The 19210-nt window shown below is 68.8% G+C and carries 20 protein-coding genes; 9 read left to right on the top strand and 11 right to left on the bottom strand.

From position 1 onward, the window contains the following. Positions 1 to 35: 35 nt before the first annotated feature. Complete coding sequence (locus QMZ26_RS10130) at positions 36 to 2021, bottom strand: PAS domain-containing sensor histidine kinase (protein WP_234458538.1); 1986 nt, start codon at positions 2019 to 2021, stop codon at positions 36 to 38. Between the two features lie 247 nt (positions 2022 to 2268). On the opposite strand from QMZ26_RS10130, the gene QMZ26_RS10125 reads away from it, so the two are divergent. Next, on the top strand, positions 2269 to 2835 hold the full coding sequence (locus QMZ26_RS10125) for a DUF3016 domain-containing protein (protein ID WP_283221370.1): 567 nt from the start codon (positions 2269 to 2271) through the stop codon (positions 2833 to 2835). Between the two features lie 100 nt (positions 2836 to 2935). Here QMZ26_RS10125 and alr read toward each other — a convergent pair whose 3' ends face one another. Together alr and QMZ26_RS10115 are read right to left on the bottom strand one after the other, a co-directional pair. Beyond that, on the bottom strand, positions 2936 to 4006 hold the full coding sequence (gene alr / locus QMZ26_RS10120; RefSeq protein ID WP_283221369.1) for an alanine racemase: 1071 nt from the start codon (positions 4004 to 4006) through the stop codon (positions 2936 to 2938). Beyond that, positions 3985 to 5289, bottom strand: coding sequence for a D-amino acid dehydrogenase (locus tag QMZ26_RS10115; protein WP_283221368.1), 1305 nt, complete (start codon positions 5287 to 5289; stop codon positions 3985 to 3987). The genes alr and QMZ26_RS10115 overlap by 22 nt, the downstream gene beginning before the upstream one ends. 149 nt (positions 5290 to 5438) lie before the next feature. Here QMZ26_RS10115 and QMZ26_RS10110 point away from each other — a divergent pair, with 149 nt between their 5' ends. Continuing rightward, positions 5439 to 5918: a winged helix-turn-helix transcriptional regulator gene (locus QMZ26_RS10110; protein ID WP_200733436.1), complete on the top strand. Its 480-nt coding sequence runs from the start codon at positions 5439 to 5441 to the stop codon at positions 5916 to 5918. A gap of 99 nt (positions 5919 to 6017) precedes the next feature. Here QMZ26_RS10110 and QMZ26_RS10105 read toward each other — a convergent pair whose 3' ends face one another. Then, positions 6018 to 6206, bottom strand: a complete 189-nt coding sequence (locus tag QMZ26_RS10105) for a lana protein (RefSeq protein ID WP_079220487.1) — start codon at positions 6204 to 6206, stop codon at positions 6018 to 6020. A 115-nt stretch (positions 6207 to 6321) separates the two neighbouring features. Continuing rightward, entirely contained in the window at positions 6322 to 6705 is a 384-nt protein-coding gene (locus QMZ26_RS10100; protein ID WP_200733435.1) for a classical arabinogalactan protein 4, read from the bottom strand. A 140-nt stretch (positions 6706 to 6845) separates the two neighbouring features. Between QMZ26_RS10100 and msrB the strand changes: the two genes are divergently transcribed. The 5 genes from msrB (at position 6846) to QMZ26_RS10075 (ending at position 10137) form a co-directional block, all read left to right on the top strand. Continuing rightward, entirely contained in the window at positions 6846 to 7313 is a 468-nt protein-coding gene (gene msrB / locus QMZ26_RS10095; RefSeq protein ID WP_108745894.1) for a peptide-methionine (R)-S-oxide reductase MsrB, read from the top strand. Between the two features lie 91 nt (positions 7314 to 7404). After that, positions 7405 to 8259 (top strand): flagellar motor stator protein MotA, encoded by an 855-nt coding sequence (gene motA / locus QMZ26_RS10090; RefSeq protein ID WP_079220484.1) that lies wholly within the window; start codon positions 7405 to 7407, stop codon positions 8257 to 8259. A 3-nt stretch (positions 8260 to 8262) separates the two neighbouring features. Then, entirely contained in the window at positions 8263 to 9219 is a 957-nt protein-coding gene (gene motB / locus QMZ26_RS10085; RefSeq protein WP_283221367.1) for a flagellar motor protein MotB, read from the top strand. 128 nt (positions 9220 to 9347) lie between these two features. Further along, positions 9348 to 9848: a hypothetical protein gene (locus QMZ26_RS10080; RefSeq protein ID WP_108745893.1), complete on the top strand. Its 501-nt coding sequence runs from the start codon at positions 9348 to 9350 to the stop codon at positions 9846 to 9848. Between the two features lie 13 nt (positions 9849 to 9861). Then, entirely contained in the window at positions 9862 to 10137 is a 276-nt protein-coding gene (locus QMZ26_RS10075) for a DUF4031 domain-containing protein (RefSeq protein WP_108758689.1), read from the top strand. A gap of 185 nt (positions 10138 to 10322) precedes the next feature. Here the strand turns inward: QMZ26_RS10075 and QMZ26_RS10070 are convergent, their stop codons facing one another. Further along, the gene (locus QMZ26_RS10070; RefSeq protein WP_108763921.1) at positions 10323 to 10865 is read right to left on the bottom strand and encodes a hypothetical protein; all 543 of its coding nucleotides are present in this window, start codon (positions 10863 to 10865) and stop codon (positions 10323 to 10325) included. Between the two features lie 89 nt (positions 10866 to 10954). On the opposite strand from QMZ26_RS10070, the gene QMZ26_RS10065 reads away from it, so the two are divergent. Next, positions 10955 to 11203: a DUF3297 family protein gene (locus QMZ26_RS10065; protein ID WP_079220479.1), complete on the top strand. Its 249-nt coding sequence runs from the start codon at positions 10955 to 10957 to the stop codon at positions 11201 to 11203. Between the two features lie 86 nt (positions 11204 to 11289). Here the strand turns inward: QMZ26_RS10065 and QMZ26_RS10060 are convergent, their stop codons facing one another. From QMZ26_RS10060 to QMZ26_RS10045, 4 genes are all read right to left on the bottom strand, one after another. Continuing rightward, on the bottom strand, positions 11290 to 12939 hold the full coding sequence (locus tag QMZ26_RS10060) for a Na+/H+ antiporter (RefSeq protein WP_079220478.1): 1650 nt from the start codon (positions 12937 to 12939) through the stop codon (positions 11290 to 11292). 110 nt (positions 12940 to 13049) lie between these two features. Continuing rightward, positions 13050 to 13703, bottom strand: coding sequence for a phospholipase (locus QMZ26_RS10055; RefSeq protein WP_283221366.1), 654 nt, complete (start codon positions 13701 to 13703; stop codon positions 13050 to 13052). Further along, positions 13700 to 14506 carry a class III extradiol ring-cleavage dioxygenase gene (locus tag QMZ26_RS10050; protein ID WP_079220476.1) on the bottom strand — a complete coding sequence of 269 codons (807 nt, stop codon included), beginning with the start codon at positions 14504 to 14506 and terminating at the stop codon, positions 13700 to 13702. Before QMZ26_RS10050 ends, QMZ26_RS10055 begins: the two co-directional genes overlap by 4 nt. A 31-nt stretch (positions 14507 to 14537) precedes the next feature. Then, positions 14538 to 14948: a DoxX family protein gene (locus QMZ26_RS10045; protein WP_079220475.1), complete on the bottom strand. Its 411-nt coding sequence runs from the start codon at positions 14946 to 14948 to the stop codon at positions 14538 to 14540. Between the two features lie 95 nt (positions 14949 to 15043). Between QMZ26_RS10045 and QMZ26_RS10040 the strand changes: the two genes are divergently transcribed. Beyond that, on the top strand, positions 15044 to 15925 hold the full coding sequence (locus QMZ26_RS10040; RefSeq protein WP_283221365.1) for a LysR family transcriptional regulator: 882 nt from the start codon (positions 15044 to 15046) through the stop codon (positions 15923 to 15925). A 91-nt stretch (positions 15926 to 16016) separates the two neighbouring features. On the opposite strand, the gene QMZ26_RS10035 is transcribed toward QMZ26_RS10040, so the two are convergent. After that, positions 16017 to 18968 carry an EAL domain-containing protein gene (locus tag QMZ26_RS10035; RefSeq protein WP_234458520.1) on the bottom strand — a complete coding sequence of 984 codons (2952 nt, stop codon included), beginning with the start codon at positions 18966 to 18968 and terminating at the stop codon, positions 16017 to 16019. Positions 18969 to 19210: the final 242 nt, after the last annotated feature.

Raw genomic sequence — 19210 nt, 5'->3', positions numbered from 1 at the left:
CCTTGCAGGCAGGTTCGCCGATCCGCCGTGAATGCTCAGTGCAATGCGCTGCCCGCGCGCAGGGGCTGCACGCTGCGCACCGCCGAGACCAGCTGGGCTACCGAGTACGGCTTGGCCACGTGCTCCTGGAAACCGGACGCCAGCGCGCGGCGGCGGTCATCGGCGCGGGCCAGCGCGGTCACCGCGACGGCCGGCAGCTCCGCCGCCTCCACGCCCATGTCCTCGCGCAGCGTCCGCACCAGGCCATAGCCGTCCATGCCCGGCATGCCGATGTCGGTGAGCATCACGTGGTACTGCAGGTGGCCGCTGTCGGCCAGCAGCGCCAGCGCTTCACCAGCGGAACTGACCGCCGAGACACTGGCGCCCTGCTCCTCCAGCATGCGCCGCAGGTACTCCAGCACTTCGGGCTGGTCTTCAACCGCCAGCACATGCAGGCCACGCAGCGGATACGGCTCGACCACCATCGGTTCCAGGATCGGCCCGCTGAACACTTCGCGCAGGGGCCGGCGGTCGGCATCGGGGATGTACTGCGGCAGGCGCACGGTGAACGTGGAGCCATGGCCATGGCCTTCGCTGGCCGCGCTGACCGTGCCGCCATGCAGTTCCACCAGCTGCTGCACGATGGCCAGGCCCAGGCCCAGGCCGCCATGGCGGCGGGTGGTGGTGCCATCGGCCTGGCGGAAGCGGCTGAACAGGTGATGCAGGAATTCAGGCGCGATGCCGTCACCGGTATCGCGCAGGGTGATCGTCCAGTAGCCGCCATCGGCGCGCAGCTGCGCCTCGATGCGGCCTTCGGCGGGGGTGAACTTGATGGCGTTGGACAGCAGGTTCCAGAGCACCTGCTGCAGGCGCGTGGCATCGCCCAGCACCAGGCAGGGCTGTTCGGGCAGCTGCAGGGTGACGTCCAGCGCCTTGCCCTCGGCCACCGGTTCCTGTGCGCCGAGCGCTTCGCCCAGCTGCAGGCGCAGGTCCAGCACCTCCACTTCCAGCTGCACCTTGCCGAGCAGCATGCTGCTCAGGTCCAGCATGTCCGAGATCAGGCGCTTCTGTGCCGTCGCGCTGCTGGCGATCACGTTCAGGCCCTTGAACAGCGGGCTGGTGTTGTCCACGCGCTGCAGCAGCAGTTCGCTCCAGCCAAGGATGGTGGTCAGCGGCGTGCGCAGCTCGTGCGACAGCGTGGCCAGGAATTCGTCCTTCAGCCGCGCCATGTTCTCCGCGGCACTGCGCGCAGCACGCTCGGACTGCAGCAGCTCCTCGCGTGCCAGCTCGATCTCGCGGCGCTCGGTCACGTCGGGGCTGCTGCCGGCCAGGCCGATGAAGCGGCCCATGCGCGAGAAGCGCGGCCGTGCGTTCATCTCCAGCCAGCGCCACTGGCCATCGGCACGCCGCGCGCGCACCAGCGCATGCATCGAGCGCTGCGCCTTCAGCGCTTCCTGCAGCTCGTACTCGAACACCGAGGCGTCGTCCGGATGCACCAGGCCGCGCCAGACATCTTCCGGCACGCGGGTTTCGTCGCCACCGAAGAATTCACTGAAGGCACTGTTGACGAAACGGGCATGGCCGCGCTCGTCCAGCACCCAGACCGGCATCGGCAGGCCGTCGGCCAGCGCACTGAAGCGCGCCTCGCTCTCGCCCAGCTCCACTTCGATCTGCCTGCGCGCGGTCACGTCGAAGAACAGGATGCCGACCTTGTCCTCGCCCGGCTCGCCCACGCGCACCGCGTCCACGGCGAACGAGCGGCCCAGCGCGCGCGCGTCCATCTCGAACTGCGCCGGCTGCCCGGTGCGCGCGACTTCGCCATAGATGCGGAACCAGTCGCTCTCGTGCTGCGGTTCCAGCGCGCTCATGCGCTTGCCCTGCGCGCCCTTCAGGCCGGTATGGCGCTCGAAGGCCTCGTTGACCTCCAGGAAGCGGTAGTCCACCGCCAGGTCGCCTTCGAACAGCACCTGGATCACGCAGAAGCCGGCATTGATGTGCTCGAGCACGCGATGATGCAGGTCGGGTTCGGGCGCCGGCGCCATCAAGGGCGGGCGCTCGGCGAGGGGCGGCAGTGTGGACAAGGGCGTGGGAGGCGGACCGGGTGGAGGTACAGCATCTTCCAGAGAGCGTATTCACAGCGTCAAGCGCCGTCAGTCACGCTTGACGACCATGAATTGGCGACAACTGGTGACGCATTTGACGCAATCGGCCATTGCTGGCGGCCATGCGCAGGATCACACTCGGCCTGTAGCCCCAGACCGTCCCGATCACGGGACGCAGGAGACCGTCATGAACCGTTCGCTCTGCGCCGCCCTGCTGATGGCCGGCGCCCTGGCCGTGGGCAGCGCCACCGCTGCGCCGCGTACTGTCACCGATCCGCAGGCACCGCGGGCCCTGCAGGCCAATGGCCCGGTCAGCGTGAAGTGGGACGATCCGGCCACCTTCACCGAGATCCGCCAGAGCACCAACCGCTTCGAGGCGCAGCGGGGTGACTGGGTGCAGCAGCTGGCCCGCTACCTGCAGACCGCAGCGGCCAAGCCGCTGCAGCCCGGGCAGACCCTCGATGTGACCTTGGTGGACATCAAGCGCGCCGGCGATTACGAGCCGTGGCACGGCCCGCGTGGCGACAATATCCGGATCATGCGCGACATCTACCCGCCGCGCATCACCCTGCAGTACACGCTGAAGGACGCCAGCGGCGGCATCATCAATGAAGGCGAAGCCAAGCTGATCGACAGCGGCTACCTGCACAACATCGGCGTGCGCAGCGACAACGATCCGCTGCGTTTCGAGAAGCGCCTGATCGATGACTGGGTCAAGCGCCAGCTGGCCGCGCAGGCGACCGCCGCGCGTTGATCAAGAGCCGCCGGGCATGGCCCGGCGCTACCGGGATACGTGGTGCCCGGCGAACGGCAGGCGTGCATTCCGGTAGTGCCGGCCGCTGGCCGGCACTCCCTCACCCCTGGTAGACCCGCGCCACGCGCTTGACCGCGCACGGCAGCTGGTAAGCGCTGACGCCGCAGCGCGGTGCGAGTTCGGCCAGGGTCGGCGCCGTGCCCCACAGCTCCACCACGCTGCCGATACCGGCCTGCGCATGGGCGGTCAGGTCCACGGTCAGCATGTCCATCGAGACGCGGCCGATCAGCCCGCCGGGCTTGCCGTCGATCAGCACCGGGGTGCCGTTCGGCGCGAACTGCGGGTAGCCGTCGGCATAGCCCAGCGCGACCACGCCCACGCGGGTACGCGCCTTGGCCACGAAGCGTGCGCCGTACCCCACCGGTTCGCCGGCGTCGATCCAGCGCTCGGCGATCACCTTCGACTGCATGGTCATCACCGGGCGCAGGCGCTCGGTCAGCGCGGTGTCGTCCGGCAACGGGTTGGCCCCGTACAGCATCAGGCCCGGCCGCACCCAGTCGCTGCGCACGTCCGGCCAGCCCAGCAGCGCCGGCGAGTTGCACACGCTGGTCTCGCCCTGCAGGCCTTCGATGGCCGCCTTGAAGGTCGCGGCCTGTTCGTGGGTGCGCTCGCTGTCCAGCTCATCGGCGCGCGCCAGGTGGGTCATCATCACGATGCGCTCGACCTGCGGCAGCGCCGACAGCCGTGCGTGCGCGGCGCGGAAGCCGGCCACGTCCAGCCCCAGCCGGTGCATGCCGCTGTCCAGCTTCAGCCACACTGTCAGCGGGCGCGGGCTGTCGAAAGCGGCCAGCGCCTCCAGCTGCCACGCCGAGCCCACCGAGAACCACAGGTCGTGCTCGGCCACCAGCGGCAGTTCGCTGGCCTCGAAGATGCCTTCCAGCAGCAGGATCGGCGCACGGATGCCGGCCTGGCGCAGTTCCAGCGCTTCCTCGATCGTGGCCACGGCAAAGCCATCGGCCTCGCCTTCCAGCGCCTGTGCACAGCGCACGGCGCCATGGCCGTAGGCATCGGCCTTGACCACTGCCAGCGCCTTGCCGCCGCCCAGTTCGCGGGCCAGCCGGTAGTTGCTGCGCAGCGCGCCCAGGTCGATCAGCGCGCGGGCAGGACGCATGCGCGGCTCTCCTGCTGCGGGGCGTGGCCGTACTGGCCGTAGCGGAAGATATCCAGGCCCTCGGTGCTGATCTGCGGCTGGCGCGCGCTCATCAGGTCGGCCAGGTAGCGGCCCGAGCCGCAGGCCATGGTCCAGCCCAGGGTGCCGTGGCCGGTGTTGAGGTACAGGTTGCGGAACGGGGTGGCGCCGATGACCGGCGTGCCGTCCGGGGTGGCCGGGCGCAGGCCGGTCCAGAAGTCGGCCTTGGCCAGGTCGCCGCCCTTCGGGTACAGGTCACGCACCACCAGTTCCAGGGTTTCGCGGCGGCGCTGCGACAGCGACAGGTCGAAACCGGCCACTTCGGCCATGCCGCCGACGCGGATGCGGTTGTCGAAGCGGGTGACGGCCACCTTGTAGCTCTCGTCCAGGATGGTCGAGGTCGGTGCCATCGCCGGGTCGGTGATCGGCAGGGTCAGCGAATAGCCCTTCAGCGGGTACACCGGCAGGCGCATGCCCAGCGGCGCCAACATCTGCGGCGAATAGCTGCCCAGTGCGACGACGAAGCGGTCGGCGGTTTCCAGCCGGCCGCCGATGCGCACGCCGGTGATGCGGTCGCCATCGAACTCCAGGCCGCTGATGTCCTGGTCGTAGCGGAATTCAACGCCGGCGTCGGCCGCCATCTGCGCCAGGCGGCGGGTGAACAGCTGGCAGTCGCCGGTCTGGTCACGCGGCAGGCGCAACGCGCCCACCAGGCCATCGACGTGGGCCAGGGCCGGTTCGGCCTGGATGATGCCGGCGCGGTCCAGCACTTCGTAGGGCACGCCGTACTGGGCCAGGATCTCGATGTCCTGCGCCGAGGCGTCCAGCTGCTGCTGGGTGCGGAACAGCTGGGTGGTGCCCAGGTCGCGGCCTTCGAACTCGATGCCGATCTGCGCGCGCAGCTCGTTCAGGCAGTCGCGGCTGTATTCGGACATGCGCACCATGCGCGCCTTGTTGATGGCGTAGCGCTCGTGGGTGCAGTTGCGCAGCATCTGCCACAGCCAGCGGTACTGGGCCAGGTCCATGCCCGGCTTGATGGCCAGCGGCGCATGCTTCTCGAACAGCCAGCCGATCGCCTTCTTCGGCACGCCCGGGGCCGCCCACGGCGAGGTGTAGCCGAACGACAGCTGGCCGGCATTGGCAAAGCTGGTCTCCAGCGCGGGGCCGGGCTGGCGGTCGATGACCGTGACTTCAAAGCCGGCCTGCCGCAGGTACCAGGCACTGGTGGTGCCGATCACGCCGCTGCCGAGAACGAGGACTCGCATGGAAACTCTCCAACCCGATGATTCCCTGCGTTTGAGCACGCCGGGAGCATAATCGGGGAAGTATATTCTCCCGTTCCCAGACGATTTGCCTGATTTCAGGATCACAGGCAGGATGTTTTCCTGTGATTCACCCCCAGAGGTTGACGGCCATGGCCACACGCCCCCGCGAGCTGGACAAGATCGACCGCAGGATCCTGCGCATCCTGCAGGCCGAAGGCCGCATTTCCTTCACCGAACTGGGTGAACGGGTCGGCCTGTCGACCACCCCCTGCACCGAACGCGTGCGCCGGCTGGAGCGCGAAGGAATCATCACCGGCTACCACGCGCACCTGGACCCGGCCGCGCTGAAGGCCAGCCTGCTGGTGTTCGTGGAGATCAGCCTGGCCTACAAGTCCGGCGACATCTTCGAGGAATTCCGCCGCGCGGCGCTGAAGCTGCCCAACGTGCTGGAGTGCCACCTGGTTTCGGGCGATTTCGATTACCTGCTGAAAGCGCGCATCAGCGAGATGGCCAGCTACCGCAAGCTGCTGGGCAGCACCCTGCTGACCCTGCCGCATGTGCGCGAATCGAAGAGCTACATCGTGATGGAAGAAGTGAAGGAAACCTGGGCCCTGCCGATCGCGGACTGAGCGGCTGCGCCGGGATGGGGTCAGAGCCCGCTGCGCGGGATCCGACCCCTTGGGCGTCGGGGTCAGATCCCGCATCGCGGGCCCTGACCCCAGCGTCGGTCAACGCTGCTGCGGGTGCTTCTGCGACCCCTGCTGGCGCTGCTCCTGCTGCTTGCCGCCCTTCTGCGGCTGCTGCGCATCCATCTGCTGCTGTTGCTGCTGCGGGCTGCGGCTCTGGCTCTGCTGCTCCTTGCCGGGATGACGGTTCTGCTGGTTTTTCATGATCGCGATCCAATGGACGAAGGACATGCAACGGCGGTTGCCGGTGCAGGGCCACGGTGGTCCCGGAGCGGTTAATCGCAGGCGAAAAAACAGTGATCGGCAAGGCGTCGTTTTCGTGGGTTCAGGCCCGGGCGCGCGCGCCTTACGGTTTGATCTGCTGCCCGTCGCCGGCCGGTACGCTGTCGTAGTAGCGGCCGGTGCGCGAATCGAACACGCGGTTGGGGCCGGCCGGCTTCACCCCGGGCACGATGCGGCCGTTGCGGTCATACACCTTGTCCGGCGCCCGCGTGGCCGGTGCCGGTGTCACCTGTGCCGGGCCGGTTGAACGGATCGGCTGTGCCTGCTGGCGCGGCACCTGCACCGGCAACGCCGGGTTGGCCGGTGGCGGCGGCGACTGCGGCGCGACCGGGGGCGGGTTCACGCTGTTCGCGCTGCGCGTAGCGGTCGGGCTGGAGGACGTCGGCACCTGCGCCTGCGCGGCCAGGGGCAGCAGGACGGACAACAGAAGGACGAGACGCGGTTTCATGGCACGCTCCATCGTGTGAGAGGTCCACCATGCGCCGGGGGCCGTGTGCCGGCCATGAATGGCCATCACACTTGCAACGGCGGGCCCGCACCCCCACGTTTGCCGGCATCCCCAGGCCACTGACCCCACGGAGAGCCGGCATGAGCGCTTTCGACCTGACGCCCCCCACCGCCCCCCAGGCCGACGCCCTGGTGGCCGGCCTGAGTACCGAAGAGCGCCGCGTGCTGCTGCAGCACGGCACCGAAGCTCCGTTCTGCGGCGTGTTCCTGGACAACAAGCGCGAGGGCGTCTACTGCTGCCGCATGTGCGGGCTGCCGTTGTTCCGCTCCAGCACCAAGTTCGATTCGGGCACCGGCTGGCCCAGCTTCTTCGCGCCCTACGACCCAGCGCACGTCACCGAGATCCGCGATACCAGCCACGGCATGGTCCGCACCGAGATCACCTGCGCCCGCTGCGGCAGCCACCTGGGCCACGTGTTCCCGGACGGCCCGCCGCCCACCTTCGAGCGCCACTGCCTGAACTCCGTCTCACTTTCCTTTGCCGGCAACGGCGAGCCGTGGCCCAATCCCCTGCAGCGTGAAGGCGCCGAAGCCGGTACGGCGGGCTGATCACCCCCGCTGACCGACTTCACAGAATTCCCTCTTCAGAAACACCGGTGTCAGGCCGACAAGGAGATATCCCCTCTCCTTGCGTCACGCCATGCTCATCATCGTTGGATTCCTGGTCGTCATCATCAGCGTCCTCGGCGGCTACCTGGGCGCCCACGGCCGCCTGGGTGCCCTCTGGCAGCCTTACGAACTGGTCATCATCGGCGGGGCCGCACTCGGCGCCTTCCTGGTCGGCACCCCGGCCAAGACGGTCAAGCAGACCCTGCAGGCCATGGTGGGCGTGTTCAAGGGCCCGCGCTACAAGCAGCAGGACTACATCGACGTCCTCAGCCTGCTGTACGAACTGCTCAACAAGGCCCGCCGCGAAGGCTTCATGGCGCTGGAAGACCACGTCGAGCGCCCGGCCGAAAGCGCGCTGTTCGCCAACTACCCCAAGGTGCAGGCCGACCACCACCTGATCGACTTCATCACCGATTGCCTGCGCCTGATGATCGGCAGCAACATCGAGCCGCACGAGCTGGAACCGCTGCTGGAGCTGGAGCTGGAAAAGCACCACGCCGAGGCGATGGCACCCTCGCAGGTGATGAACAAGGTGGCCGACGGCCTGCCCGGTTTCGGCATCGTGGCGGCCGTGCTGGGCATCGTCATCACCATGGGCTCGATCGGCGGCGACATCGTCGAGGTCGGCGGCCACGTGGCCGGCGCGCTGGTGGGCACCTTCCTCGGCATCCTGATGGGCTACGGCTTCGTCGGCCCGATGGCCTCGGCGATGGAAGCCCGCGCCGAGCAGGACAGCCGCATCTACGAATCGGTGAAGACCGCCCTGCTGGCCTGCCTGCGCGGCTACAACCCGAAGATCGCGCTGGAATTCGCCCGCAAGACCCTGCCGTCGAACGTGCGCCCGGCGTTCTCCGATTTCGAGCAGCACCTGAAGACGGTCAAGTAAGCCATGGCCGAGAACAAGCCCACCGTCATCGTCCGCCGGGTCAGGAAGGGCGGCCATGCCGCCCATCATGGCGGTTCGTGGAAAGTGGCCTACGCCGACTTCGTGACCGCGATGATGGCCTTCTTCCTGGTGCTGTGGCTGATGGCCAGCACCAGCAAGCCCGAGCGCGCGGCGATCTCCGAGTACTTCCGCAACCCCAGCCCGCTGGCCGGGCAGAGCCCCACGCCCGCACCGGGCATGGCCGGGCCCGGTGGCGCCAGCACCTCGATGATCAAGCTGGGCGGCGCCACCGATGTGTCCCGCGGCAACAGCAACGACCCCTTCCAGAACCAGAAGGAAGCCGTGCCGCAGCCGGTGGACCAGCAGCAGCGCGACAAGCAGCAGCTGGAAGCGCTGATGAAGGAACTGCAGGAAGCGATCAGCCGCAGCCAGGCGCTGGAACCGTTCAAGGACCAGCTGCTGCTGGACCTGACCCCGGAAGGCCTGCGCATCCAGATCGTGGACAAGCAGAACCGGCCGATGTTCGACCTCGGCAGCGCCACGCTGAAGCCGTATACCCAGCAGATCCTGCACGAGCTGTCCGAGTACCTGAACCACGTGCCGAACCGGATCAGCCTCACCGGCCATACCGATATCACCGCGTATTCGGCCGCACGCGGCTATGGCAACTGGGAACTGAGCGCCGACCGCGCCAATGCCGCACGCCGTGCGCTGGTGGACGGCGGCATGGAGGACAGCAAGATCACCCGCGTGGTCGGCCTGTCCTCCTCGGTGCTGTTCGACAAAACGGACCCGCAGAACCCGATCAACCGCCGCATCAGCATCGTGGTGATGACCAAGGCCGCCGAAGAGGCCGCCCTGGCCGGCGCCGGCCCGCAGGTGGGGCTGTCGGCAGCCGTGGCCGACCCCGATGTGCAGGCCGCGCAGGGTGAAGCCGCCACGCCGGCCGTGGCACCCTGACGCTCCGCCGGGCACGGCCCGGCGAGCGCGCAGCGCGGCACCCCGGTAGCGCCGGGCCACGCCCGGCGAGCGCGCAGCGCGGCACCCAGTACAATGGCGGTCTTTCCCTTTCCAGGTGACCCCACCCCATGTCCCAGAACTCCAAGGCCAAGCGCGACAAGCGCAAGAAGCAGCAGGCCAAGCGTCCGTTCCTGCGCCTGAATGCCCAGCAGCAGGTGCAGAACCACGCCGTGCTGACCAACGAAGACGGCCAGGCCGTGGCCGCCATCGGCCTGCAGGGCCGCGAGTGGCTGCTGGCCATCGGCGGCCAGACCATGGGCAACGCCGACAACCCGGTGCCGATGCTGGCCATGCTCAAGCACCTGTCCAACGTGCAGGAAAAGGAAGGCCGCAAGGTCAACCTCGAGTATTCCGAGCTGATGCAGAAGCTGCTGGACACCCTGGCGGCCGAAGCCGGCCAGACCGCTGACGAGTACCTGGACAAGCTGGTGTCCGAGTTCGAGACCGTGGAGGCCGAGGAAGGCGAAGACGCCGCTGAAGCCGCTGAAGGCGACGTGGTTGAAGCCGCTGCCGACGCCGAGGCCGCTCCGGCCGACGCTGCCGACACCGACGGCAAGCCGCAGGCCTGAACCGGCCGCGGCGGTGGCGGTCTACGTCGATGACGCGGTGCATCCCTGGCGCGGACAGCGCTGGGCGCACCTGATGGCCGACACCCTGGCCGAGCTGCACGCCATGGCGGCGCAGCTCGGCATTCCGCCACGGGCCTTCCAGAACAAGGCCAGCGGCGCTCACTACGATGTCAACGCGGACCTGCGCGCGCAGGCGATCGCACTCGGCGCCCGCGCCATTTCCCGGCATACCGACCGCGACCTGGTGAAGGCCGTGATCGCCAACGCACGGGCGCAGTACCGGCCGTAGTGCGCTCGGCCCCGTGGCACTGACTGGGTAGAGTCGACTGTTAGTCGACTGCTCTCCCGCGCGACCGCAAAAATCCCCGCGCTACGCGCGAAAGTCGACTAACAGTCGACTCTACCCCGACGGGTCACGCCCAACGGATCGGATCGTTGATCAGCCGGGCCATGCCCGGCGGGTCGGATCATCGCTCAGAACGGGTCGCTGCCCAGCCGTACTTCCACGTTCAGCAGCGAACACAGCGCCAGCAGCGCGTCGTCGTCGCGGGTCAGGGCCATCCAGCCGGTGAAGCCATCGCTGCCCGCGTCCACGCTCCACAACGTGTAGTTGTGCTCGCGCAGGCGGTCGAAGGCGGTGGACATCAGCTGCACGCCGTCCAGGTCGGCAGCGAAATCCTCGTCGTCCAGGTCACCGCCCCAGTCCAGCTGCAGGTTGAAGCGCGCCGACAGCTCGTTCACCGCCGACTGCAGCGATTCCAGGTCGTCACGCTCCACCTCGAAGCCGGACTGCCAGGCGATGGCCGTGAACAGCGCCGGCACCCAGTCACTGTCCGCTTCCAGCGGCTGCCCATCCTCGGCCAGGTGCTCGCGCCAGCGGTTGAACTGCTGCAGCGCCAGCTCCTCGTCGCCCGGGTTGATGAGAACCAGCAGGTTCCAGACCCGCGCCTCGAAGTCGTCTTCGTCGAAATCGTGGGCGTCTTCTTCGAAGTCGAAATAATCGCTGTTGTCAGGCATGGCGGGCACTCCTTGGGGCAGGCCGGCATTCTACGGTTTATCCTGTGCCGCTGAAGCCGGCCTTGTTGGCCGTCACTGTGAATGAAGCGATGAGCGATACCCCTCCCGACCACCTGGCGATCAACCCGGCCAGCCCCTTCCATGATGCCCAGGCCCTGGAGCGCGGCGTGGGCGTGCGTTTCAACGACATCGAGCGCGACAACGTCGAGGAATACTCGATCAGCGAAGGCTGGATCCGCGTGCAGGCCGGCAAGGCCCGCGACCGCCGCGGCAACCCGATGACCATGAAGGTCAACGGCAAGGTCGAGGCGTATTTCCTGGACCAGAAGCCGGAATAACCGGCTGTTGTAGAGCCGAGCCCGTGCTCGGCTGCTCTTCTGGCGCAAAGAGCAGCCGAGCAGGGGCTCGGCTCTACATTCCAGGGTCAATCGCGCTTGCGCGATTCCAGCAGGTCCAGGTTGCGGATCAGGCGCCGCGAGATCTCATCGGAGATCACCCCGCGCCGGGTCAGGCGGAACAGCTCCTCGCGCTCGGCGTTCAGGCCGGCACTGCGCAGCTGGCGGTAGCCCTGCTCCATCCGGTTGACCTTCTCCGGGTCCACGTCGGGGCCGTCGCTGTCCTTTTCCAAGTGTCGCTGGTACAGCAGGCTGACCCGCGAGGCAGCATCGTTGTACAGCTGCACGTTCTCGGTGTTCTGGTTCATCACCAGCTGCTGGCGCATGCGCTCCACCCCGGCCAGCGCGGCCTTGGAGGACAGCTTGCGGGCCAGGTCCTCTTCCTTGCGTTCGCCCGAATCGGCCGGCAGCTGCAGGCCCTTCAGCAGCTGCGGCAGCGCCACGCTGGCGCCGACCAGCGAGAACAGGATGACCGCCGCCGCCAGGAAGATGACCAGGTCACGCGCCGGGAAGGCGCTGCCATCGGGCAGGAACAGCGGCAGCGTCAGCACGCCGGCCAGGGTGATGGCACCGCGCACGCCGGCCACCGACGTGGCCACCACGATGCGCCAGTTCGGCGCCTCGCCCCGCTCCAGGCCACGGCGGCGCGCGCGCAGCAGGTTCCAGCGCAGCGACAGCCACACCCACAGCAGGCGCAGCGCGATCAGCGTGGCGTTGATGACCAGCACGTACACCAGCAGCCACCAGGCACTCTGGTGGCCGGTCTCGTTCATGGTGGTGGTGGCGCGCTCGACGATGCCCGGCAACTGCTCGCCCAGCAGCACGAACATGATGCCGTTGAAGCTGAACTGCAGCATGTTCCAGACCCCGGCGCGCTGCACGCGCATGCTGCCCGACACGCGGCCGGTCAGCTCGACGTAGCTCATCGCGATGCCGGCGGCGACCGCAGCAAGAATGCCCGAGGCATGGATCTCTTCGGCCAGCAGGTAGGCCGCGAACGGGATCAGCAGGTTGACCAGCATCGCCGCGCCGGGCTCTTCGCCGAAGCGGCGCCACAGCCAGCGCTGGAACGTGGACACGCCCAGGGTGACCGCCACGCCCACCGCCAGGCCGGCCACGGCCACCCACAGGAAGGTGAGCGAGGCGGTGGCCAGCGAGAAGCTGCCGGTCATCACCGCGGCCACGGCGAAGCGGAAGCAGACCAGGCCGGACGCATCGTTGAGCAGCGATTCGCCTTCCAGGATGTGCATCAGGCGCTTGGGAATGGGCGCCTTGGCGGCGATCGCACCGACGGCCACCGGGTCGGTGGGCGAGACGATGGCGGCCAGCGCGAAGCACACGGCCAGCGGCATCACCGGAATCATCCAGTGGATCAGCAGGCCGGCGCCGATGACGGTGAACACCACCAGGCCGAAGGCCAGTTCGAGGATCGCGCCTTTATCGCGGAACAGGCCCTGCTTGGGAATGCGCCAGCCATCGAGGAACAGCAGCGGCGGCAGGAACAGCAGGAAGAACACTTCCGGTTCCAGCGCATGGCCGCGGTTGAACACGCCGGCAATGACCGCGCCCAGCGCGATCTGCACCAGCGGCAGGGGCAACGAGAATGGCAGGACGCGAACCAGGTAACCGCTGGCGACAACGGCTACCAGCATCGCCAGGACGACTTCGATGGTGTGCATGCTTCTTCCAGGAAGCGGCGCGTGGGGCCGGAAAAAACCGGTGTGCGCCGGAGACTGGAAAAAAAGTTAACACAGCAGGCCGTCGCTGCGGCCCGCTGTGTGAATGCGCGTCAGGGCAGCGACAGCAAACGCTGCTGGATCCAGCCGTTGATGTCCCGCTGCATGTCCGCCGACAGCGTGTGGCCAACCGGGTAGCCACGCAGCTGGTGGGCCACGCCCAGCGCCTGCAGGCGCTGCGCGGCCGACTCGGCCAGTGCATACGGCAGCTTGTCATCGGAATGGCCGTGCACCAGCAGGCCGTCCAGCCCGGCATCGGCAATGTCGGCCGGCACGTGCGGGGCGATCTCCGGCAGGATGCGCCCGCACAGCACGCCGAACGACTGCACCCGCTGCGGCTGGGTCAGGGCCACGCTGGCACTCATGATGCCGCCCTGGCTGAAGCCGGCCAGCACGGTCTGCCGCGCGCCGACACCCAGCCGCTGCTGCTGCGCCGCCAGCCACTCGCCCAGCAGCAGGCGCGACTGCTCGGCCTGGGCCGGGTCGATCACCGGCCCCTGCGCGCCGAAGCGCACGGTGAACCAGCCGAACGCCTGCGGTCCGAACACCAGCGGCGCGCGCGGCAGCAGCACGTGCAGGCGCGGGTCCAGCGCCTGCGTCAGGCCGGCCAGCGACTGCTCGTTGCTGCCCACGCCATGCAGCAGCACGACCAGGCCCTGCGCGGTGCCCTGCGCGGGCCGCTCCAGCATCGGCAGCACCGCGCTCATGCGGCCACCGCGGCGGCGCTGCCATCGAAGCGATAGATGTCCATCGCCAGCATGCCGGCGTCGATGCCGGCATCGATGCGCTGCGCGCCGAAGCCGCCCTCGCCCGCCGCGCCCATCGCGAAGTACAGCGGCAGCAGGTGTTCATCGGTGGGATGCGCGCGCTCGGCGAACGGCGCCTGGCGGCGGTAGTCGAACAGCGCGTCGCGGTCATCGGCGGCCAGGCGCTGCTCCACCCATTCGATGAAGGGGCGCACGTACGGCGCTTCCTTGCCGTCCTGGTAATCGCGCCAGTCATGCAGGTTGTGGGTGATGCTGCCCGAACCGATCAGCAGCACGCCCTGCTCGCGCAGCGGCGCCAGCGCGCGGCCCAGCGCGTACTGGTGCTGCGGGCCGAGCATCGGCTGGATCGACACCGGCACCACCGGGATGTCGGCCTGCGGGCGCAGCAGGCGCAGCGGTACCCAGGCACCGTGGTCGAGGCCGCGCTGCGGATCGATGGCTACCGGCAGGCCGGCGGCGGCGATGCGGCCGGCCACTTCTTCGGCCAGCGCCGGGTCACCCGGGGCCGGGTACTGCAGTTCGAACAGCTCGCGCGGGAAGCCGCCGAAATCGTGGATGGTGGGCGGCTGCGGATGCGTGCCCACCAGCGGCTGGCGGGCCAGCCAGTGCGCCGAGGCGATGACGATCGCGCGCGGCGTCGGCAGGTCGCGGGCCAGTTCGGCCAGGCGCACGCCGACCTGCCCCGGATGCAGGGCGGTCATCGGCGAACCATGGGAGATGTACAGCGAAGGCAGGCGGGACATGGAAACCTCCAGGAATTCTTTCAGGGGGCGATCAGCGCGAACGCAGGGTCCAGCGGCCATCGCCCAGCAGGAACAGCACGACCAGGGCCAATGCCCAGAACGCCGGGTATTCCCAGCCTCCGCCACTGTTGGCGAAGCTGAAACCATTGGCGCCGTGCACGCTGGCGATGGTGCCCAGCAGCAGCGGCACGCCCAGCAGGCCGATCCAGCGCGCGTAGATGCCCAGCAGCAGGGCAGTGGCCAGGCCAAGTTCGGCAACAATCGTGAAATAGCCCAGCGCACCGGGCAGGCCCAGCGACTGGAAATAGGCCGCCGTGCCAGCCGGGGTGAACACCAGCAGCTTGGTCAGGCCGTGGGCCAGGAACAGGCCGCCCAGCGCCAGCCGCAGCAGGGTGGCGGCATAGGGAGCGAGCGGTGACAACGAGCGGGAAGGGGCAGACATGGCGGGCACCTCGGAAGGAGTGAGCACAGCTTATTGCGCTCACCATCGTCGATAAATACGATGATCCGACCGTATTTGTTTCAAAAGGCGAAACAATGGACACCCTGGATGCGATGCGTGTGTTCGTGGCGGTGGTCGAGCGCAATGGCTTCAGCGCCGCCGCCCAGGCGCTGGACATGTCCACGGCCGGGGTGACCCGGCAGGTGGCCGCGCTGGAAAAGCGCCTGTCCACCCGCCTGCTCCACCGCACCACGCGGCGGGTGAGTCCCACCAGCGCGGGCGCGGCCTACTACGCGCAGTGCGTGCGCCTGCTGGCCGAGTTCGATGCGCTGGAAGCGAGCATCGGCGCCCAGGCACTGGAGCCCTCGGGCACGCTGCGCATCAACGCGCCGGTCAGCTGGGGCATCGCCCGCCTCGGCCCGCTGCTGGCCGGCTACCGCCAGCGCTTCCCGCAGGTGGAGCTGGACCTGGCGCTGTCCGACCGCCTGGTGGACATGGTGGAAGAAGGCTATGACGTGGCCATCCGCATCACCCGCGAACCCAGCCCGGCGCTGATCGCGCGGCGGCTGGGCCAGGCCCGCATCACCCTGTGTGCTGCGCCGTCCTACCTGGCCGCGCGTGGCACGCCGCGCACCCCGCAGGACCTGGAACAGCACGACTGCCTCGGTTACAGCTACTGGGCCTCGGGCAACCAGTGGCCGCTGCAGGGGCCCGGCGGCGAAACGCGGGTGACGGTGAACAGCATCCTGCAGGCCAACAACGGCGATGTGCTGCGCGAAGCGGCCATCGCCGGGATGGGCGTGATCCTGCAGCCGGATTTCCTGCTGGAGGACGCGCTGGCCGACGGCCGCCTGGTGCGCGTGCTGCCCGAGTGGGACGTGCCCGCCATCGGCATCTTCGCCGTGTACACCAGCCGCAGCCACCTGGCGCCGAAGGTGCGCAGCTTCATCGATTACCTGGTGGATGCGGGGGTGTAGCGAGGCGTGGCGTCTGCCGGCCAGCCGCCGGCACTACCGTCATGTTCCGGCCTGGTAGTGCCGGCCGCTGGCCGGCAGATACGAATCCCGATCAGGCGACAACTTCATCCAGCGAATCGATGATCTTTTCCAGCGGCGCCGGCCGCCCCAGCAGGTAGCCCTGCACCTGGTCGCAGCCGTGCGCGGCCAGCCAGTTCAGCTGGCCCGGGGTTTCCACGCCCTCGGCGATGATGGTCAGCCCCATGCTGTGGCCCAGCGACAGCAGCGCGCGGCAGATCGAGGCGTTGCGCGGGTTGGTTTCCACATCCGCGACGAAGCTGCGGTCGATCTTCAGGATGTCCAGCGGCAGGTGCTGCAGGTAGGACATGCTGGAATAGCCGGTGCCGAAATCATCCAGCGACACGCAGATGCCCTGCTCGTGCAGGCGCTGCATGGTCTGCATCGCCTGCGCCGGCTTGCGCATCAGGCTGCTCTCGGTCAGCTCCACGTGCAGTGCGCCGCGGGCCAGGCCGAATTCCTTCTGCGCGCGGGTGAACTCGGCCACCAGGTCGCTGTTGAAGAACTGCACCGCCGAGACATTCACCGCGATCGACAGCTCGCCCCAGCCCGCGTCCACCAGGCGCCGCTGCGCCTGTGCGGCCGCGCGGATCACCCAGCGCCCCAGCGCCAGGATCAGCCCGGTGTCCTCGCACAGCTGGATGAACTCGCTGGGCGGAATGAAGCTGCCGTCGGCCTGCGGCCAGCGCAGCAGGGCCTCCAGTGCCGCCGGGCTGCCATCGCTGGCATGGCGGATCGGCTGGAAATACAGCTGGAACTCGTTGTCGATGGCGGCATGGATGCGCGCGGCCAGGCGCAGGCGGTCGGCCAGGCGGGTGGTCACCGCGGTGTCGAACCACGCCACCACGTTGCCTTCGGCGCGCGCGGCATGCGCGGCCTGCGCGGCCATGCCGATCACCTGTTCGGCACTGTGGCCATCGCCCACCGCATGCACGGCCACGCCGATGCGCGGCTCGAACTGGTGCAGGGAATCCTTGCCGCGCATCGGCGCCGAGACGATCTGCAGCAGGTCGTCCAGCGCACGCTGTGCGGTGTGCTCGCCGCCGATGGCCAGCACGAAATCCTCGGCCGGCTGGAAGGCCAGCGTGCCGAAGCGCGCGCCCAGCCCGCCCAGGCGCAGGGCCATCGACTGCAGCACCGCATCGCCGATCTCGCGGCCCAGCGTATCGGCCACCAGCTGCAGGCCGCGCAGCTGCACGTAGGCGATGGTGTAGGCGCCTTCCTGCGCGTCCAGCTGCTCGGTCAGCGCGCGCACAGTCAGCAGGCCGGTATCCGGGTTGTGCCGCGCGCGGTAGGCCAGGTCGCGCTCGTAGGCCAGCCGTTCGCTGACATCCTCGGCCAGCACCAGGCAGGCCGGCTGGCCGTCGAAATCCAGCTTGGACAGGTGCGTGCGCACTTCAAACACGCTGCCGTCGCGGCGCCGGTGCATGCGCACGGTGGCATCCTGCATTTCGCCCACGCGGGCCCGCGCGATCGCACCCTTCACCTCGTCCCAGCCTTCGCGCGGGCGGATGTCGAGGATGCTCATCGCCAGGAATTCCTCGCGGCTGTAGCCGTACTGCAGTACCGCCGCGTGGTTGACCTCGAGGAAGCGCAGGGTGTCCGGGTCGAACACCCAGAACGGTGCCGGGTTGCGGTCGAACAACAGGCGGAAGCGGCGCTCGGCCTGGCTCATCTGTTCGCGCGCGCGGTAGCGCTCGGTCTGGTCGGTCAGCGCGCCGATCATGCGCCGCTGGCGGTCGGCCACTTCCACCCGCTGGCCGCGCGCCGCCACCCAGCGCACCTGGCCACCGGGCAGCACCAGGCGGAATTCCTCGTCCAGCACTTCATCGCCGGCAAACGCCTGGTTGAATGCGCGCTGCAGGCGCTCGCTGTCCTCGTGGTGCACGCGGTTGAAGAACTCGGCCACCGGCATGGCGTCGGTGTGCAGGCCGAAAATCTCGCGGGCCAGCGGCGACCAGTGCAGCAGCGCCGCATCCTCATCCACGTGCCAGGTGCAGACCCGTCCGGCGTGGTGGGCCAGGCCCAGCTCGGCGTGGCCGGTACGCAGCTCCTCGGCCATCGACTGATGGCTGCGGGTACTGCGGCGTATCGCATACAGCAGCACCAGCAGCACGCCGGTGTAGGCCAGCATGATGGCCACCGCCGCCTGCAGGTACGGCCACCACGGCGCCAGCACGTCCTGGTCGGCCAGCCCCACCTGCACCGCCAGCGGACTGCGTTCCAGCGTGCTGATGGTGGAAATCCGCGCAATGCCATCCACCACGCCAGGGATGCTGCCCAGTTCGACCACCGCCTGGTGGCCGACAAGATCGCGGCTGGGCAGCACGTAGCGATGGCCCACGGTGGAGGCCGGCTCCGGCACCCGCGCGAGCATGAAGCCCTGGCCGTCGCTGATCGACACCAGGCCGCGCGGGCCGACGTCCAGGCCGCCGACGATGCGCTGCAGCTCCTCGCAGCGCAGGCGCGCCAGCAACCAGCGGTCGCCCGCCATCGGCAGGGCCAGCGGCACCACCCAGCTGCCATCGATGGCCTGCTGCGGCGGGCCGAGATACAGCGCGCTGCCCTGCCCGCGCCGCTGCGGGTCGATCCACAGCGGCAGCTGCAGGTCGCCCTTGCCGGCAGTCAGCGCGCGGCCGTAGGTATCGAGCACGACGATGCTGTGCAGTTCGGCGTGGCGGCCCAGTACACCGTCGATGGACGCATCCAGCAGCGCGGGCGCCTGCGCCGGCACGCGGCGGAACAGTTCGGCGGCATCGGCGGCGATACCGCTCATGGCCCGTTCCAGGTTGCGCAGTTCCATCGCCAGCAGCCGCTCGGTGCCCACGGCCATGGCCCGGCTCTGCCGCTGCGCGGCTTCCAGCCGGCGCTGGTAATCGTTGGCCAGCATCACCCCCAGCACCACCGCCAGCAGCACGCCCACGGCAATGCCGCCCCAGGTGATGGCACGCAGTGGCCGGGCCAGGGCGCGCTTCAACGCTGGCATCGGTCGATGTTCCCTGTGCAGACGGCTGGCTTCATGCGCGAACGATTCCTCCACATCCCCGACCAGAGCGGCCGCAGATCGGCATTCTTGACGCCTGGGTCTGTCCGGCACGCCATCTTCCCCATGGCTGCGCCGGTATCCAGCCTGCAGCATGCACCACGCCGATGACGGCGTGAAGATCGGCGGCGCGTGTTCAGCCAGATCGGGCACAGCACGGCCCCCGCAGCAGAGCGTCCAGCACG

The sequence above is a fragment of the Stenotrophomonas sp. PFBMAA-4 genome, from assembly GCF_030053215.1.
Classification (GTDB): domain Bacteria; phylum Pseudomonadota; class Gammaproteobacteria; order Xanthomonadales; family Xanthomonadaceae; genus Stenotrophomonas.
This window is presented reverse-complemented; position numbering and strand designations above follow the sequence as displayed.

What these genes read in the sequence shown, in the direction of transcription:
- QMZ26_RS10060 (WP_079220478.1), bottom strand. Translation starts at nt 12,939, where the DNA reads ATGCACACCATCGAAGTCGTCCTGGCGATGCTGGTAGCCGTTGTCGCC.
- QMZ26_RS10110 (WP_200733436.1), top strand. Translation starts at nt 5,439, where the DNA reads ATGGCCACACGCCCCCGCGAGCTGGACAAGATCGACCGCAGGATCCTG.
- motA (WP_079220484.1), top strand. Translation starts at nt 7,405, where the DNA reads ATGCTCATCATCGTTGGATTCCTGGTCGTCATCATCAGCGTCCTCGGC.
- QMZ26_RS10035 (WP_234458520.1), bottom strand. Translation starts at nt 18,968, where the DNA reads ATGCCAGCGTTGAAGCGCGCCCTGGCCCGGCCACTGCGTGCCATCACC.
- QMZ26_RS10080 (WP_108745893.1), top strand. Translation starts at nt 9,348, where the DNA reads ATGTCCCAGAACTCCAAGGCCAAGCGCGACAAGCGCAAGAAGCAGCAG.
- QMZ26_RS10130 (WP_234458538.1), bottom strand. Translation starts at nt 2,021, where the DNA reads ATGGCGCCGGCGCCCGAACCCGACCTGCATCATCGCGTGCTCGAGCAC.
- QMZ26_RS10040 (WP_283221365.1), top strand. Translation starts at nt 15,044, where the DNA reads ATGGACACCCTGGATGCGATGCGTGTGTTCGTGGCGGTGGTCGAGCGC.
- QMZ26_RS10100 (WP_200733435.1), bottom strand. Translation starts at nt 6,705, where the DNA reads ATGAAACCGCGTCTCGTCCTTCTGTTGTCCGTCCTGCTGCCCCTGGCC.
- QMZ26_RS10045 (WP_079220475.1), bottom strand. Translation starts at nt 14,948, where the DNA reads ATGTCTGCCCCTTCCCGCTCGTTGTCACCGCTCGCTCCCTATGCCGCC.
- alr (WP_283221369.1), bottom strand. Translation starts at nt 4,006, where the DNA reads ATGCGTCCTGCCCGCGCGCTGATCGACCTGGGCGCGCTGCGCAGCAAC.
- QMZ26_RS10125 (WP_283221370.1), top strand. Translation starts at nt 2,269, where the DNA reads ATGAACCGTTCGCTCTGCGCCGCCCTGCTGATGGCCGGCGCCCTGGCC.
- motB (WP_283221367.1), top strand. Translation starts at nt 8,263, where the DNA reads ATGGCCGAGAACAAGCCCACCGTCATCGTCCGCCGGGTCAGGAAGGGC.
- QMZ26_RS10115 (WP_283221368.1), bottom strand. Translation starts at nt 5,289, where the DNA reads ATGCGAGTCCTCGTTCTCGGCAGCGGCGTGATCGGCACCACCAGTGCC.
- msrB (WP_108745894.1), top strand. Translation starts at nt 6,846, where the DNA reads ATGAGCGCTTTCGACCTGACGCCCCCCACCGCCCCCCAGGCCGACGCC.
- QMZ26_RS10055 (WP_283221366.1), bottom strand. Translation starts at nt 13,703, where the DNA reads ATGAGCGCGGTGCTGCCGATGCTGGAGCGGCCCGCGCAGGGCACCGCG.
- QMZ26_RS10070 (WP_108763921.1), bottom strand. Translation starts at nt 10,865, where the DNA reads ATGCCTGACAACAGCGATTATTTCGACTTCGAAGAAGACGCCCACGAT.
- QMZ26_RS10065 (WP_079220479.1), top strand. Translation starts at nt 10,955, where the DNA reads ATGAGCGATACCCCTCCCGACCACCTGGCGATCAACCCGGCCAGCCCC.
- QMZ26_RS10105 (WP_079220487.1), bottom strand. Translation starts at nt 6,206, where the DNA reads ATGTCCTTCGTCCATTGGATCGCGATCATGAAAAACCAGCAGAACCGT.
- QMZ26_RS10050 (WP_079220476.1), bottom strand. Translation starts at nt 14,506, where the DNA reads ATGTCCCGCCTGCCTTCGCTGTACATCTCCCATGGTTCGCCGATGACC.